The organism is Pantoea wallisii (assembly GCF_002095485.1).
GTDB lineage: Bacteria > Pseudomonadota > Gammaproteobacteria > Enterobacterales > Enterobacteriaceae > Pantoea > Pantoea wallisii.
Genome location: NZ_MLFS01000085.1, coordinates 1 through 14,269, shown reverse-complemented (window position 1 = coordinate 14,269; position 14,269 = coordinate 1). Strand labels below are relative to the sequence as shown.

Sequence of the window (14,269 nt, the reverse complement as noted above, 5' to 3'; positions counted from 1 at the left end):
AAATTCTGAAAAGCAGATGTCGCAAGACATCTGCTTTTTGCTTTTCTGCCTGCCCCGCTCCGCTATATACCGCCGTACCACTCGTAGCCGCGATCTTCCCAATAGCCACCGTGCCCGCCCCAAAGCTGTGCGAACGAATCCACCACTTTGATCTCCATCAGGTACTTCGCATGCTTGTAACCCAGCTGCCGCTCGACCCGCAGACGTAATGGCGCGCCGTGGGCTACCGGGAGGGGTTGATCATTCATTCGGTAAGCCAGCAGCGTTTGCGGATGCCAGGCATCCTGCAGGTCGATGCTTTCGTAGTAGCGTCCGCTGCCATCCAGCGTCTGCTCCAGCTCATCGGCACAGTAAAAAACCACATAACGCGCACCGGGCTTAAGCCGCGCAGCATCCAGTACCCGCCCGAGCGGTACGCCCTGCCATTTACCGATGGCACTCCAGCCCTCAACGCAATCGTGGCGCGTAATCTGCGTGCGGCTGGGAAATTGCTGCAGATCGCTGAGCGACAGACTCAGCGGCTGCTGCACCAGCCCGCTGACCCGCAGCCGCCAGTCACGAAAGTTATTGCTGAGCAAGCGCGCATACTCCTCAGAATCCGGCATTTGCGTACCGTTAGCGCGGAACACCGGCGAGATATCGGCCTCGCTAAACTCGGGTGCCAGCCGCTGCTGCCCCAGCAAGCGCTGCGTAAAGCGCGTCAGTTTTTCCGTTTCATTCAGCCAGCCGCCGACGGTTTCGCTTTGCGTTAACCTATCGCAACCACTTAACAGCGCTGCGCCGGCTCCGGAAAGCGCGCCCAGCAGCAGACGGCGACGGGTCAGGTCGCTTTTCATGATTTATCTTCCTCATGCTCAATCGCGTATTGGCCGGTGATCATGGAACGCAGGTTATTCCACAGGCCGGAAACCAGCACCATCACCACATGGACCAGGACAAAAAGCACCAGCAGAGTGGCAGTAATAAAATGCAGCGTCCGCGCCGTGGGGCGGCCACCAAACAGATCAGGCAAGAAGGGGAAAGCCGCATCTAACGCCGGAGAGAGGGTTAAACCGGTGAGCAACATCAGCGGCAGCAGCACCACGATCACCAGCAGATAGGTGATTTTCTGCAGAGCATTATAGCGGCGAGCTTCATCACCTTTGGCAAAGCGTAGCCGGGCGTGATCGACAATTTCCTGCCACAGATGACGGAGTTTCAGTTGCTGGCGATCGGGCAACAGGTCACGTTGAAAATGCTGACGCAGCACACCGTGTAGCAGATAGATGAACCCATTGATCACCAGTAGCCAGGCGGCCAGAAAGTGCCAGTGACGCCCTGCACCAAGGTCCTGCCATGACGGCAGCGTCATCCAGCCGGGAAAGGCGCGCGCGGTTAACGAACCTTCGAGCAGAGAGACACCGAGCACGCCGGTGGTATTGAGCTGCACTGTCCCGAGTTGCACATAGCCCTGATTCTGCTGACGGCTGCCGATTGCAAATACCGGCTGCTCATGGTCGGCGCCATAGATGCCGACGTAGAGCCGTGGATGCGCATTAAATATCTGCAATCCGCTCATCAGCAGTACCGCAAAACAGACGACATTAACCCAATGCGTGATGCGCACGACCACACTGTGGCGACGGATAAATGTTTTGTGAGGTTGCATAACGAAGCCCCTTACCCGCCAGGCGTCACCTGGCGGGTGGCGGATTACATCGGTGGCACAACGCCGTTTTTACCGACAATCACCGTGTTCGCGGTGAACTTGCCATCAGCGCTCTTCTCAGCAGGAACAAAGACGGTAGTTCCGGGCTTGATGTCATCGCGGGTCGCCGCAGCCAGCGTAACGACCGGCGTGCCTGCAGGAATGGCAATTTTCTTTTGATGACCGTGATAAGTAACCGTCACTTCGCTGTTGCTTACCGACGTCACACTATTGGCGACCGTGGCGTTGGTCATGGAGCTGCCAGGTTTCAGATCCCAGCTAAAGTTGCCCTCGTTTGCGCCTTTTAACTGCGCCGGGAAGATCAGCACTTCCAGCGCGCCATCACCGCCACCGGTTTTCGGCAGCGAGGCGATACCCACATAATCGCCCTTTTTGATATCGCTGATTTTAGCCTGCGCTACCGCTGACACCATCGCGTCAGGCTTTAATCCGACGTTCAGCGCCGCGCCTTCGCGCGACTGGATATGCAGCTCATCACCGCTTACGGACTGGATAACGCCGCGAATCTGCACTTTTTGCGCAGCCATATCGGCGGCCATGGCACTGCTGGCACCTGCGGTGGCCATCAGCGCGCTGGCGATCAGCAGTGAAACCTGTTTGATATTCGATAAAACTGTCATAGCGTATTTCCTCTCAACATGGGCAAAGCCAGAAACATCAGGTGCGTGCATCCGATTGGGCACTGGCAAAACAACCTACTAGTTGGTAGATTAAAAAACAAGAAAATATTCGCCACTCTGTGTGTCTGGCGTTCACTCTTTCCGGGCGTACTGCACTGCGCCTCTCATCATCATCAGGGAAATTATCATGTTAATGACGTTTCGAACGGCCGCGCTGGCGCTGGCCATGTGCACTGTTTCTGCCGTGGCGGCAGAGTCTCCCGCTCAACCCGCGCCCGGCGAGTTGATCAACAGCAGGCTCTCTTACATGAAGGATGTTGCGGGCTATAAAGCGCAGCACCATCAGCCGATTGAAGATCTTAATCAGGAGCGCCGGGTGCTGGAAAAAGCCCTTGCCGATGCCCGTCAGTTAGGATTGGACGGTGAAACCGTTAAGCCCTTTATTCAGGCACAAATGGATGTGGCGAAGGCGATACAGTATCGCTACCGTGCCGACTGGCTGGCTTCGCCGGAGAGCCACTGGCAACCGCGACCGCTGGAGGAGGTGAGAAAGCGTATCGGGCAGTACAGCGACGCCATTTTAGCGAGCGTGTCTGCGACGCTGAAACAGGGTTCACGCCTGACGGCAACGGATAAAGCGGCGTTTATGCGCGATATCCGGCAACCCAACATTTCGCCTCAGGATAAAGAGCTGCTGTGGCGCACGCTGAGTGCGGTTTCGCTGGCGCACGAATAATTAGCCATGGCGGTCCTGCGGATCGCCACTACGGTATCTGTGACTCTCTTCACAACTCTGCAACAACGACTTGTATGGTAGTATTAGTGCGCGTATTTTTTCATCATTACGTTCCCGTTAAGGCTGGCCAGAAACGCTCTGACCGAACCTGCCAGCAAGGAGTAAATGATGAAAAGTGTCGTAATTGAACAACCGGGTGAACTGGTGCTGGCGGAGCGCCCGCAGCCGCAGCCTGCACCAGACGAAGTACGCGTACGCGTAACCTTCGCCAGCATCTGCGGTTCAGACGTGCATATCTGGCACGGTCATAATCCGTTTGCCCAATACCCGCGCGTGATTGGTCATGAATTCTTTGGCGTCATCGATGCTGTCGGCGCGGATGTTGATGCCAGCCGCATCGGCGAACGCGTAGCGGTTGATCCGGTGGTAAGCTGCGGTCACTGTTATCCGTGCTCCGTGGGCCGCCCAAATGTGTGCAAAACGCTGCAGGTGATTGGCGTACACCGTGACGGCGGCTTCAGTGAATATGCGGTGGCGCCGGCGCAAAACGCTCACCGTTTGCCGGCAACGATCCCCGATAAACTCGCCAGTTTGGTGGAACCGTTCACCATCGCCGCTAACATCACCGCTTTCCTTAAACCGCAGGCCGATGATATTGCGCTGATCTACGGCGCCGGCCCGATGGGCCTGACGGCGATTCAGGTACTGAAAGGCGTTTATGGCGTGCGGCAGGTATTGGTGGTGGATCGCCTGCCGGAGCGCCTCGCGCTGGCGCAGGAGAACGGCGCCGATCGCGTGTTTAACAACAGCGAATTCCCGCTGGCGGCGCAGCTGGAGGGCGTGCAGCCGACGCTGATCATTGATGCTGCCTGCCATCCAGCCATTCTGGCCGAAGCCGCTGCCCTCGCCTCGCCGGCGGCACGCATCGGGCTGCTCGGCTTCTCTGGCGAGCCCTGCAGCATTACGCAGCAGGCGTTAACCAGTAAAGAGCTGTCGCTGTTCACTTCACGTCTGAACAGCAACCGGTTTCCGCAGGTGATCGACTGGATGGAACAGGGGTTGATCCAGCCGGAGAAGCTGGTAACCCACTACTTCCCGCTGGCAGAGATCGCGCGTGCGATGACCCTGTTTGAAAAAGATCCGCGCACCTGCTGCAAAGTTATTCTGCAAATGGATTAAATTACGCCCCACACCAGGTATCCCTATGCCGGTACGTACCCGCCGGCCAATAAATAATCATCCCCCTGTTCTCGCAAGGGGGAGACGATGAGTCGGAGTTTCTATGTTAAAGAATCTGCGCTGGACCCTCGTACTGCTGCTGTTCCTGGTTTATATGATCAACTACCTCGATCGTATTGCCCTCTCTCTTACCGTGCCGCTGGTGGAGAAGGATCTGATGATCAACGCCGAGCAGTTTGGCCTGATCTTCGGCAGCTTCTTCTTTGGCTACGCGCTGTTTAACTTTATCGGCGGCTTAGCCACCGATAAATTTGGCCCGACCATCGTCCTGGGCACTGCCGTTGGCATGTGGTCGCTGTTCTGCGGCATGACCGCACTGGCGACCGGCTTCTGGTCAATGATGATTCTGCGCGTGCTGTTCGGCATGGCGGAGGGCCCTATCTGCGCCTCGGCCAACAAAGCCATCAACGGCTGGTTCCCGAAAAAACAGGCCGCAACGGCGATGGGTCTGCTAAGCGCCGGATCGCCACTCGGTGGCGCTGTCGCCGGCCCGATTGTCGGCTACCTGGCGCTGTCGTTCGGCTGGCGTCCGGCCTTCGTGGTGATCTGCGTGATTGGCCTGGTGTGGATGGCGCTGTGGTTCTACTTCGCCGCCGATAATCCGGCCCGCAGCAAACGCGTCTCCCCTGAAGAGCGCGCGCTGGTGGAGAAACTGAAAGATGAAGAGCCGGCAGATGTAATCGATGCTGACGGAAAAGCGCACGGCATGGGTTACTACCTGCGCCAGCCCATTATCCTGGTCACGGCTTTCGCCTTCTTCTGCTACAACTATATTCTGTTCTTCTTCCTGAGCTGGTTCCCGGCCTACCTGGTGCAGGCACACGGCCTGGACATTAAATCCATGAGTATCACCACCATGATTCCGTGGATTGTCGGCTTTGTCGGCCTGGCGCTGGGCGGCTGGATTTCGGACAAGATTTTCAATATCACCGGCAAATTACTGCTGTCACGCAAGATTGTTCTGGTGGTGTCGCTGCTGGCTGCAGCAATTTGTGTTGCCCTGGCCGGCACCATTAAAGAGGTTAATTCGGCGGTGATCATGATGTCGATCTCCATCTTCTTCCTCTACATCACCGGTGCCATTTACTGGGCGATCATTCAGGATGTGGTACACAAAAGCCGCGTGGGCAGTATCAGTGGCTTTATCCACCTGATTGGCAGCCTGTCGGGCATCATTGGCCCTATCGTGACCGGTTTCATCGTGCAGCATACCGGCAAGTTTGACAGCGCCTTTGTGCTGGCCGGTGCCGTGGCCGCCATCGGTGCGTTCCTGGTGCTGTTTGTGATTCGCAGCCCGAAAGCCAGCAACAAGCCTGTTTCAGTATAACCGTTTGAATTACCGGGGCGCTTAGCGCCCCGTTTGCTCAAGGAGACCGCATGTTAGAACCCGATCGCCTCCCCGCCGATGTGCAACAACCCACTTACGATCGCCAGCAGTTAACCACCCGCATGGTACACATCGGCTTCGGCGCCTTTCACCGCGCCCACCAGGCGCTGGCCGCTGACAAACTGGCTGAACAGGGCAGTGACTGGGGCTACTGTGAGGTGAACCTCAACAGCGGCGAGCTGATCGCCGCCCTGCGCCAGCAGGATTTACGCTATACCGTAACTGAGATGACCGACGACACGCTGAACACGCGCGTGGTGGGGATTATTACGCAGGCGCTGCACGGAAAAAGCGACGGCGTTGAAGCGGTGATTGAGGCGATGTGCCAGCCGGCTATCGCTATCGTCTCCATGACGGTTACGGAGAAAGGGTACTGCTACCAGCCCTCGAGCGGTCAGCTGAACCCGGAGCATCCGGATATCGTGCATGACCTGGCGCATCCGCAGACGCCGCGCTCGCTGCCGGGGCTGATTCTGGCGGCCATTGAGCGCCGTCGCGAACGCGACCTGCCGCCCTTCAGCGTGATGTCGTGCGACAACATGCCGGAGAACGGCCACGTAACGCGCAATGTCATCACTCAGTTGGCGCAGCGCCGCAGCCCGGCGCTGGCGGATTATATCCAGACCCACATCACCTTCCCTTCCACCATGGTGGATCGCATTGTGCCGGCGATGACCGATGAGGCCTTCGCAACGCTAACGGCACGTCTCGGCAGCCACGACCCGGTGGCGGTAGAGGCCGAACCCTTCTTCCAGTGGGTGATTGAAGATAACTTCGTCAATGGTCGCCCGGCATGGGAAAACGCCGGTGCTGAGCTGGTCAGTGATGTGCTGCCCTTTGAAGAGATGAAGCTGCGCATGCTCAATGGCAGCCACTCATTTCTGGCTTACCTGGGCTTTCTCGCCGGTTATGAACACATCAGTGATTGCATGGCCGACGCCCGTTACCGCCAGGCTGCACGCGCGCTGATGCTACAGGATCAGGCTCCGACGCTGCGCACGCAGGGGGTGGATCTGGTGGCGTATGCCGACTCACTGATTGCCCGCTATGAAAATCGCGCCATCAAACATCGCACGTATCAAATCGCCACGGACGGTACGCAGAAGCTGCCGCAGCGCCTGCTGGACGGCGTGCGCTGGCATCTGCGTAACGGCACGCCTTGCGACTATCTGCTGCTGGGTGTGGCGGGCTGGATGCGCTACATCAGCGGCGTTGATGAGCAGGGAGAGGCGATTGAGATTCGCGATCCGCTGAAGGCGCAGCTGGCAAGTATTGTCGCCAATAGCGAGGAGGGTCCGCAGCGGGTCGAGGCGCTACTGCGCCTGCAGGCCGTATTTGGTGATGACCTGCGTTACCACAGCGTATTTGTTGCCCGGGTTACCGAACTCTATCAGCAGCTACGTACGCAGGGGGCGCGCGCCACGGTTCATGCCCTTGTCACAGAAGGCTGAGCGGCACACACAAATGTGTAGCGCAGACGCAGCGTGCTGATTAGACTGAACCTTTATCATCGGGCTGGCGAACGCCAGCCGTAATACGGATATTGCTGCATGTCGATTGCCTATACCATAACCACCAGCGAACCCGTTAATCAGCAGATTTATCGCTATCTGCGCAAGGATATTGTCACCTGCGCCATCCATCCGGGCTCTTTGCTCTCGGAAAAGGAGGTCTCTGCACGCTTTAACGTTTCGCGCCAGCCGGTGCGTGAAGCCTTTATCAAGCTGGCAGAAGCGGGTCTGGTGCAGGTATTACCGCAGCGCGGCACTTTTGTGCGTAAAATTTCCGCCCAGCGCGTGGCCGACGGGCGTTTTATTCGTGAAGCGGTGGAGATTGCCGTTGTCCGCCGCGCCGCGCTGGAGATTGGCCTGGCCGGTTTGATGGCGCTGGAGCATAATCTGCAACTTCAGCGGCTGGCTGCGGAGCGGCATGACAGTCAGGCTTTTCTCACGCTTGACGATGAGTTTCACCGCCTGATAGCTGAGGGCATTGATTGCCTGCTGGCCTGGGAGACGGTTGAGAACATCAAAGCGACCATGGACCGCGTACGTTTTCTGACGCTGAGCGAAGTCTCCCCGCCAGAGAGTTTGATTCAGCAGCACGAAGAGATCTATCAGGCGCTGAAGGCGAAGGATGTCGATGGCGCTGAAGCGGCGATGCGCCGGCACCTGCAGGAGATGATTTTAACCATCACGCCGATCGCCGAGCGCAACAGCGCATGGTTCGAAGGGCCTTAACACCGCTGCGCATGAGTGCCCCCTCCTGCAGAGAGGGCAGATAAGTTCTGCCCCGCTTATCCTCTGCGCCTTACCACCATTGATGGAAGTGGTGCACCGGCCCGATCCCCTTCCCGACTTCCAGTGAGTCCGCGTGCAGCAACGCCTGCTGCAGCCAGGCTTTGGCTTCCTCTATGGTCGCTGCCCAATCGTCGTGCCGCGGGCGCAGCGCCGCCAGCGCGGCGGAGAGCGAGCAGCCGGTGCCGTGCGTATGGCGCGTATTGACGCGCGGCGCCGTAAAGCGCTGACGTCCGGCACGGGTGATCAGCCAGTCCGGGCTCTCCGCATCACTCAGGTGGCCGCCCTTCATGAGCACCGCTTCACAGCCGAGATCGAGCAGCGCATCGCCCTGCTGCAGCATGGTTTTTTCATCCTGCGCCATTTCCCGCCCCAGTAACGCCGCAGCTTCCGGCAGGTTGGGGGTGATCAGCGACACCTGCGGCAGCAGCAGCTCGCGAATGCTCACCACCGCATCAGGTGACAGCAGCGCATCGCCGCTTTTGGCGATCATCACCGTGTCCAGCACCACAAACGGCAGGCGAGCCTGCGTCAGCTTTTCTGCTACCACTTCAACAATCGCGGTTTCCGCCAGCATGCCGATTTTGGCCGCGTCGATACGTACATCATCCAGCACCGAATCCAGCTGCGCGCCAACAAAATCGGGCGCAATGCGATACACCGACTGCACGCCACAGGTGTTTTGCGCCACCAGCGCGGTAATTACGCTGGTACCGTAGGCACCCAGCGCTGAGAAAGCTTTGAGATCGGCCTGAATGCCCGCGCCGCCGCTGGGATCGGTACCGGCTATGGTTAAGGCGTTGATGCGCTTCATGCTGCCACCTCCAGCGTCCAGAGGTTATCAAGAAAAGCGGCGACAAAGCTGCCCGGCCCGGTCGCGCTACGCGCCGCCTGCTCACCGGCCAATGACATAACCCGACACGCCGCTGCCACATGCAACAGGCGATCGCCCGGCAGGCTGGCAAACGCCGCAACCACCGCCGACAATGCGCAGCCGGTGCCCACAACACGCGTCATCAGCGGGCTACCGCCCGCCACGGCCAGCGTTCGCGTGCCATCCGTGATGTAATCCACTTCGCCGGTTACGGCAACCAGGGTCTGATGCGCCTGCGCCAGCTGCTGTGCGGCGCTGAGCGCGGCATCGGCCTGATGCACGCTATCCACCCCGCGTCCGCCCGCCGTCTGGTTAGCCAGGGCAAGAATCTCCGAAGCGTTACCGCGAATTGCGGCCGGTTGCAGGCTGAGCAGCTGCTGGCAGAAGGCGCTGCGCAGCGTCAGCGCGCCAACCGCCACCGGATCGAGCGTCCAGGGTGTGCCGGCCAGCCGTGCGGCCTCTACCGCCGCCAGCATGGCGTCACGGCGATCGCAGGTTAAAGTGCCCACGTTGATCAGCAGCGCATCAGCGAAGCCGGCAAACTGTGCGGCTTCCGTCGCATCAATCACCATGGCCGGCGAGGCGCGCAGCGCCAGCAGAACGTTGGCGGTAAAAGTCTGTACCACGTCGTTGGTCATGCAGTGCACCAGCGGCGTTTGCTGATGCAACAGCTGCAGAGAGTGCGCGAGCTGCGCGGAGGAGAGAAGGTCAGGCTGTGTCATAAAACTCCCAACCGGCGATCAAGAAGGCGAATGCGGTCAGGCATCTGACTTCCCTACGCTGGCATTATCCAGATCAGGTGGTACGGGTATTTCTCAGCCTTCACAAAGAAGGGCACCCCGAGTCATGCACGTGAGACACGTGCGCCACCAGCATAATGGCAGCGTGCCAGCTTGTAAATCGCCATGGCGCGTTGTGTCAGCAAGGGGACGTCCCAGGCGCAGATCAAAATATGAGAGAGGTGGAAAACGCAAAAAAACGTGGCAGATCAATCGGCCGAAAAGCGTGTGCACCACGCCGCTGGCACAGTTTTAATCCGGACAGGTAAAATTCGCTTATCTGCCGTGAAAACCACCTCTAATTGATTAGTGTCAATTTGCCGCGCCGCAGAACCCGGCTTAATCCTCTTCCGGACTTGATAGCAGGCACCCTCACGCCGGAACACCCTCATGACCCTGAAACTGTTCAGCCTTATCCCGCACGCCCATCGATGGCATCGCATCCGCATCGCCCGCAAAGGCGCACTCTGCCCGGCCGGCAGAGTGCGGCTCTCCACGCATATCAGCGCATGCTGCCAGCGCTGCGGTGCACGTATCCATAAAATCTACTACCGCGACGTCAGTGACGAGCAGGCGCGGCGCTGGCTGGGATAAAAAAAAGCCCCGCAACACAGGTTGCAGGGCTATTGCGTGGCTATCGCAAAAGGTTATTCAGCCGGTTTGGTACGGATCAGGTAGTCAAAGGCGCTCAGTGACGCTTTGGCACCCTCGCCGCTGGCGATAATAATCTGCTTATACGGCACCGTGGTGCAGTCACCGGCAGCGAACACGCCCTTCAGGCTGGTTTCGCATTTGGCATCGATGATGATTTCGCCCATGCGGTTACGCTCCACCGCCCCTTCAAGGAAGCCGGTGTTTGGCAGCAGGCCAATCTGCACGAAGATACCGCTCAGCGCGATTTCATGACTGCTCTGGTTATTACGGTCAATGTAAGTCAGACCGGTCACTTTGCTGCCGTCACCTTTCACTTCGGTAGTCTGCGCGTTGAGAATCACATCCACGTTTTTCAGGCTGCGCAGCTTATCCTGCAGCACTTTGTCGGCGCGCATCTCGCTGGCGAACTCCAGCAGCGTTACGTGCTCAACAATACCCGCCAGGTCGATAGCCGCTTCAACACCCGAGTTCCCGCCGCCGATCACCGCCGTACGCTTGCCTTTAAACAGCGGGCCGTCGCAGTGCGGGCAGTAGGTCACACCTTTGGTGCGGTACTGCTCTTCACCCGGCACGCCCATGTTGCGCCAGCGCGCGCCGGTGGCAATGATGATGCTGCGGGATTTCAGTACGGCGCCTGAGGCGGTTTCAATGGCGTGCAGACCGCCCTCTTTCGCCGCCGGAATCAGTTTGATGGCGCTCTGGGTGTCAATCACATCAACATCGTAGTCATCGACGTGCGCACGCAGCGAACCGGCCAGTTTGGCCCCCTCGGTTTTTGGCACAGAGATGTAGTTTTCGATATCTACGGTATCCAGCACCTGGCCACCGAAACGTTCGCCCATCAGACCGGTACGGATGCCTTTACGCGCCGAGTAGATGGCCGCTGCGGCGCCCGCCGGGCCGCTGCCGACGATCAGCACTTCATAGGCGTCACGCTTGTTCAGCTCTTCAGCAGCACGCTTATCCGCGTTGGTATCCACTTTGCCGACGATCTCTGCCAGGCTCATACGGCCCTGACCGAACTCTTTGCCGTTCAGGTAGACCGCCGGCACGCCCATGACGTTGCGGTCGGTGATTTCGTTCTGGAACATGCCGCCATCAATCGCAGTATGGCTGATGCGCGGGTTGAGAATCGCCATCAGGTTCAGCGCCTGTACCACGTCCGGGCAGTTGTGGCATGAGAGCGAATAATAAGTTTCAAAGTGCAGATCGCTATCCAGCGCGGCAACCTGGTCCAGCAGGCTCTGCGCTTCCTTCGACGGATGGCCGCCGGTCTGCAGCAGTGCCAGCACCAGTGAAGTAAATTCGTGACCCATTGGCGAGCCGGCAAAACGCGGGCCGCTCTGGCTGCCAGGGTTAGTGATCAGGAAGGAGGGTTTACGAGCCGGACGATCGTTCTCTTCACGGAAGCTGACTTTCTCAGACAGGCTGGCGATATCGGTAAGCAGAGTACGGATCTCCGCAGATTTCGCGCCATCGTCCAGTGTGGCAATCAACTCAACCGGTTTTGTTAATTTCTCAAGGTAAGCCTTGAGCTGGGTTTTTAAATTTGTGTCGAGCATAGTGAGTTCCTGTGAAAAAAATCGGGTGCCGCAGCACCCGATGGAAGAGAGATCGAAGGGCCGGAAGTGACTTAGATTTTACCAACCAGGTCCAGTGATGGAGCCAGAGTGGCGTCGCCTTCTTTCCATTTAGCCGGGCAAACTTCACCTGGGTGAGAAGCAACATACTGAGCTGCTTTCACTTTACGCAGCAGGTCAGATGCGTCACGGCCAATGCCTTCAGCAGTGATTTCGATTGCCTGAATGATGCCTTCCGGGTCAACGATGAAGGTACCACGGTCAGCCAGGCCTTCCGCTTCACGCATGATTTCGAAGTTGCGGGTCAGCGCGCCGGTTGGGTCGCCGATCATCGCATACTGAATTTTTGCGATGGTGTCAGAAGAACCGTGCCAGGCTTTGTGGGTAAAGTGCGTGTCAGTAGAAACAGAGTAGATGTCTACGCCCAGTTTCTGGAACTCTTCGTAGTGGTCTGCCACGTCACCCAGTTCAGTCGGGCAAACAAAGGTGAAGTCAGCCGGGTAGAAGAAGAAAACACTCCATTTACCTTCAACGTCTTTCTCGGTTACGTCGATGAATTCGCCGTTTTTGAACGCTGCGTTTTTGAACGGTTTGATTTTGGTATTGATGATAGACATTGATGACCTCCGTTAAAAGATGTGATGCAGGCTACAGAATTTTCGGGCCAACTTCTAATATGCAGACGTTATCAATCAGATAAACAAAAGCTATCAAAGCGCTGACGCCAGAGTTATTGCGGCTTGCCGCGGCATTCTACACACAAAAACCGCTGATTTGACAGGCTTTATCTTTTTACGCGCCAACTGCTATTTTTTATAAATATTCAATCATCCGTGCTGAACAGTTTTATGACAGCACCGCGACGAAATGTGCCCGCTTATTCGCAATGGAGTCTGGTAGTGAAAATTCGTCTTTTTGAAGAGGCTGACCGCCCGTTCTTACGCACGCTGTTTCTCGCCGCGCGCCGCCATAACTGGACGTGGCTGGAGGGTGACGACTGGCAGCTGGAGGATTTTGATGCGGTGATTCTCGGCGAAACCGTGCTGGTTGCGGAGATTGATGGCCATCGTGCAGGCTTTGCTGGCGTGCTGGATAACGATAACTTCCTGCACAGCCTCTATATCGACCCTGACTATCAGGGCCAGGGCGTTGGCAGCGCCTTGCTGGAGGCGGTACAGCAGCGTTTCACCTCCACCGGCGCGCTTAAATGCCTGATGCAGAACGAGCAGGCCCTGGCTTTTTATGCGCACCACGGCTGGCAGCGCGAGGCCACCGGCGAAGGTGAACAGGGTAAATATGTGCTGATGCACTTTCCGCTGACGGCCCGCGCCAGCGGAAAGTAGCGCTTTACACCGCGCGGAACGCGATCTCCCCCGGGATAACCTCGCCCTGCCAGTAAAGCTGGGCGGCCACGCGCCCTGCCAGCTGACGATACAGCGCCGCAAACTCACTCTGCGGACGGCGGATAACGGTTGGCTCGCCGTCATCCAGGTCCTCACGCAGATTAATGTGCAGCGGCAGCTGCGCCAGCAGACGAGAGTGGTAATCCTGCGCCAGCTTTTGCGCGCCACCGGTGCCAAAGATCGGCTCGTGATGGCCGCATTGGCTACAAATATGCATGCTCATGTTCTCAACGATACCCAGCACCGGCACATCGACCTTCTCAAACATCACCATGCCTTTACGCGCATCGATCAGCGCGATGTCCTGCGGCGTGGTCACCACCAGCGCGCCGGTCACCGGCACGTTTTGCGCCAGCGTCAGCTGAATATCGCCTGTGCCCGGCGGCATATCCAGAATCAGGTAATCCAGATCCGGCCACTGGGTTTCATTCAGCAGCTGCATCAGCGCTTTACTCGCCATGGGCCCGCGCCACACCATGGCGTTATCGTCGGTAACCAGATAGCCGATAGAGTTGGTGGCAAGGCCGTGCGCCATGATCGGGGCCATGTGCGTGCCGTCGGGCGACGTCGGGCGCTGACTTTCGGTGCCGAGCATGTTAGGGACAGAGGGACCATAGATATCCGCATCCAGGATGCCGACGCGCGCGCCCTCGGCCACCAGCGCCAGCGCCATATTGACGGCGGTACTGGATTTGCCCACGCCCCCTTTACCGGAGCTGACGGCAATGATGTTCTTCACCCCGTTCACACCGGGCTGGTTTTTAACGCGTTTCAGCGTGGCGATATCGTGACGCAACCGCCAGTCAATGGCGCGCGTGTTGGTCAACCGGAGCAGCTCGGCGCTGGTCTGCGCCTTTAACTCCTCGAACGCGCTCGCCCAGGCAAAAGGCATCACCAGTTCGATATGCAGCTTTTCGTCAAGCAGTGCCACGTGGCGCAGCGCTTTGAGGGTAGTCAGATTGTGGTGCAACGTCGGATGCTCAAAGTCACTCAGC

15 protein-coding genes and 1 riboswitch are annotated in these 14,269 nt (G+C 58.1%); of the genes, 7 read left to right on the top strand and 8 right to left on the bottom strand.

Annotated elements, in window-relative coordinates; all coding sequences use genetic code 11:
- Positions 1 to 62: 62 nt before the first annotated feature.
- From HA48_RS20520 to HA48_RS20510, 3 genes are read right to left on the bottom strand one after another with little or no spacing between them, the layout of a single operon-like run.
- The gene (locus HA48_RS20520; RefSeq protein ID WP_128602969.1) at positions 63 to 836 is read right to left on the bottom strand and encodes a molybdopterin-binding protein; all 774 of its coding nucleotides are present in this window, start codon (positions 834 to 836) and stop codon (positions 63 to 65) included.
- Positions 833 to 1,648, bottom strand: a complete 816-nt coding sequence (locus HA48_RS20515; RefSeq protein WP_128602968.1) for a cytochrome b/b6 domain-containing protein — start codon at positions 1,646 to 1,648, stop codon at positions 833 to 835. Before HA48_RS20515 ends, HA48_RS20520 begins: the two co-directional genes overlap by 4 nt.
- Before the next feature lie 44 nt (positions 1,649 to 1,692).
- The gene (locus tag HA48_RS20510; protein WP_128602967.1) at positions 1,693 to 2,328 is read right to left on the bottom strand and encodes a hypothetical protein; all 636 of its coding nucleotides are present in this window, start codon (positions 2,326 to 2,328) and stop codon (positions 1,693 to 1,695) included.
- A gap of 193 nt (positions 2,329 to 2,521) precedes the next feature.
- Between HA48_RS20510 and HA48_RS20505 the strand changes: the two genes are divergently transcribed.
- The 5 genes from HA48_RS20505 to HA48_RS20485 all read left to right on the top strand — a co-directional run bounded on the left by HA48_RS20505 (position 2,522) and on the right by HA48_RS20485 (position 7,927).
- On the top strand, positions 2,522 to 3,064 hold the full coding sequence (locus tag HA48_RS20505) for a chorismate mutase (RefSeq protein WP_128602966.1): 543 nt from the start codon (positions 2,522 to 2,524) through the stop codon (positions 3,062 to 3,064).
- 168 nt (positions 3,065 to 3,232) lie between these two features.
- The gene (locus HA48_RS20500) at positions 3,233 to 4,243 is read left to right on the top strand and encodes a Zn-dependent oxidoreductase (RefSeq protein ID WP_128602965.1); all 1,011 of its coding nucleotides are present in this window, start codon (positions 3,233 to 3,235) and stop codon (positions 4,241 to 4,243) included.
- A gap of 103 nt (positions 4,244 to 4,346) precedes the next feature.
- Complete coding sequence (locus tag HA48_RS20495; protein ID WP_128602964.1) at positions 4,347 to 5,630, top strand: MFS transporter; 1,284 nt, start codon at positions 4,347 to 4,349, stop codon at positions 5,628 to 5,630.
- Between the two features lie 50 nt (positions 5,631 to 5,680).
- Positions 5,681 to 7,141: a mannitol dehydrogenase family protein gene (locus HA48_RS20490; protein WP_128602963.1), complete on the top strand. Its 1,461-nt coding sequence runs from the start codon at positions 5,681 to 5,683 to the stop codon at positions 7,139 to 7,141.
- Between the two features lie 99 nt (positions 7,142 to 7,240).
- On the top strand, positions 7,241 to 7,927 hold the full coding sequence (locus HA48_RS20485) for a GntR family transcriptional regulator (protein WP_128602962.1): 687 nt from the start codon (positions 7,241 to 7,243) through the stop codon (positions 7,925 to 7,927).
- A 70-nt stretch (positions 7,928 to 7,997) separates the two neighbouring features.
- Here the strand turns inward: HA48_RS20485 and thiD are convergent, their stop codons facing one another.
- Positions 7,998 to 8,798, bottom strand: coding sequence for a bifunctional hydroxymethylpyrimidine kinase/phosphomethylpyrimidine kinase (gene thiD, locus HA48_RS20480; protein ID WP_128602961.1), 801 nt, complete (start codon positions 8,796 to 8,798; stop codon positions 7,998 to 8,000).
- Positions 8,795 to 9,580: a hydroxyethylthiazole kinase gene (gene thiM / locus HA48_RS20475; RefSeq protein ID WP_128602960.1), complete on the bottom strand. Its 786-nt coding sequence runs from the start codon at positions 9,578 to 9,580 to the stop codon at positions 8,795 to 8,797. Before thiM ends, thiD begins: the two co-directional genes overlap by 4 nt.
- Before the next feature lie 33 nt (positions 9,581 to 9,613).
- Positions 9,614 to 9,710: riboswitch (TPP riboswitch) on the bottom strand.
- Positions 9,711 to 10,027: 317 nt separating this feature from the next.
- On the opposite strand from thiM, the gene HA48_RS20470 reads away from it, so the two are divergent.
- On the top strand, positions 10,028 to 10,231 hold the full coding sequence (locus tag HA48_RS20470; protein WP_425270676.1) for a hypothetical protein: 204 nt from the start codon (positions 10,028 to 10,030) through the stop codon (positions 10,229 to 10,231).
- A 53-nt stretch (positions 10,232 to 10,284) separates the two neighbouring features.
- On the opposite strand, the gene ahpF is transcribed toward HA48_RS20470, so the two are convergent.
- Together ahpF and ahpC are read right to left on the bottom strand one after the other, a co-directional pair.
- Positions 10,285 to 11,853: an alkyl hydroperoxide reductase subunit F gene (gene ahpF, locus HA48_RS20465; protein WP_128602959.1), complete on the bottom strand. Its 1,569-nt coding sequence runs from the start codon at positions 11,851 to 11,853 to the stop codon at positions 10,285 to 10,287.
- 71 nt (positions 11,854 to 11,924) lie between these two features.
- Positions 11,925 to 12,488, bottom strand: a complete 564-nt coding sequence (gene ahpC / locus HA48_RS20460) for an alkyl hydroperoxide reductase subunit C (RefSeq protein WP_010617942.1) — start codon at positions 12,486 to 12,488, stop codon at positions 11,925 to 11,927.
- A 282-nt stretch (positions 12,489 to 12,770) separates the two neighbouring features.
- On the opposite strand from ahpC, the gene HA48_RS20455 reads away from it, so the two are divergent.
- Positions 12,771 to 13,214, top strand: coding sequence for a GNAT family N-acetyltransferase (locus tag HA48_RS20455; protein ID WP_128602958.1), 444 nt, complete (start codon positions 12,771 to 12,773; stop codon positions 13,212 to 13,214).
- Positions 13,215 to 13,218: 4 nt separating this feature from the next.
- Here the strand turns inward: HA48_RS20455 and apbC are convergent, their stop codons facing one another.
- Positions 13,219 to 14,268 (bottom strand): iron-sulfur cluster carrier protein ApbC, encoded by a 1,050-nt coding sequence (gene apbC, locus HA48_RS20450; RefSeq protein ID WP_244182913.1) that lies wholly within the window; start codon positions 14,266 to 14,268, stop codon positions 13,219 to 13,221.
- Position 14,269: the final 1 nt, after the last annotated feature.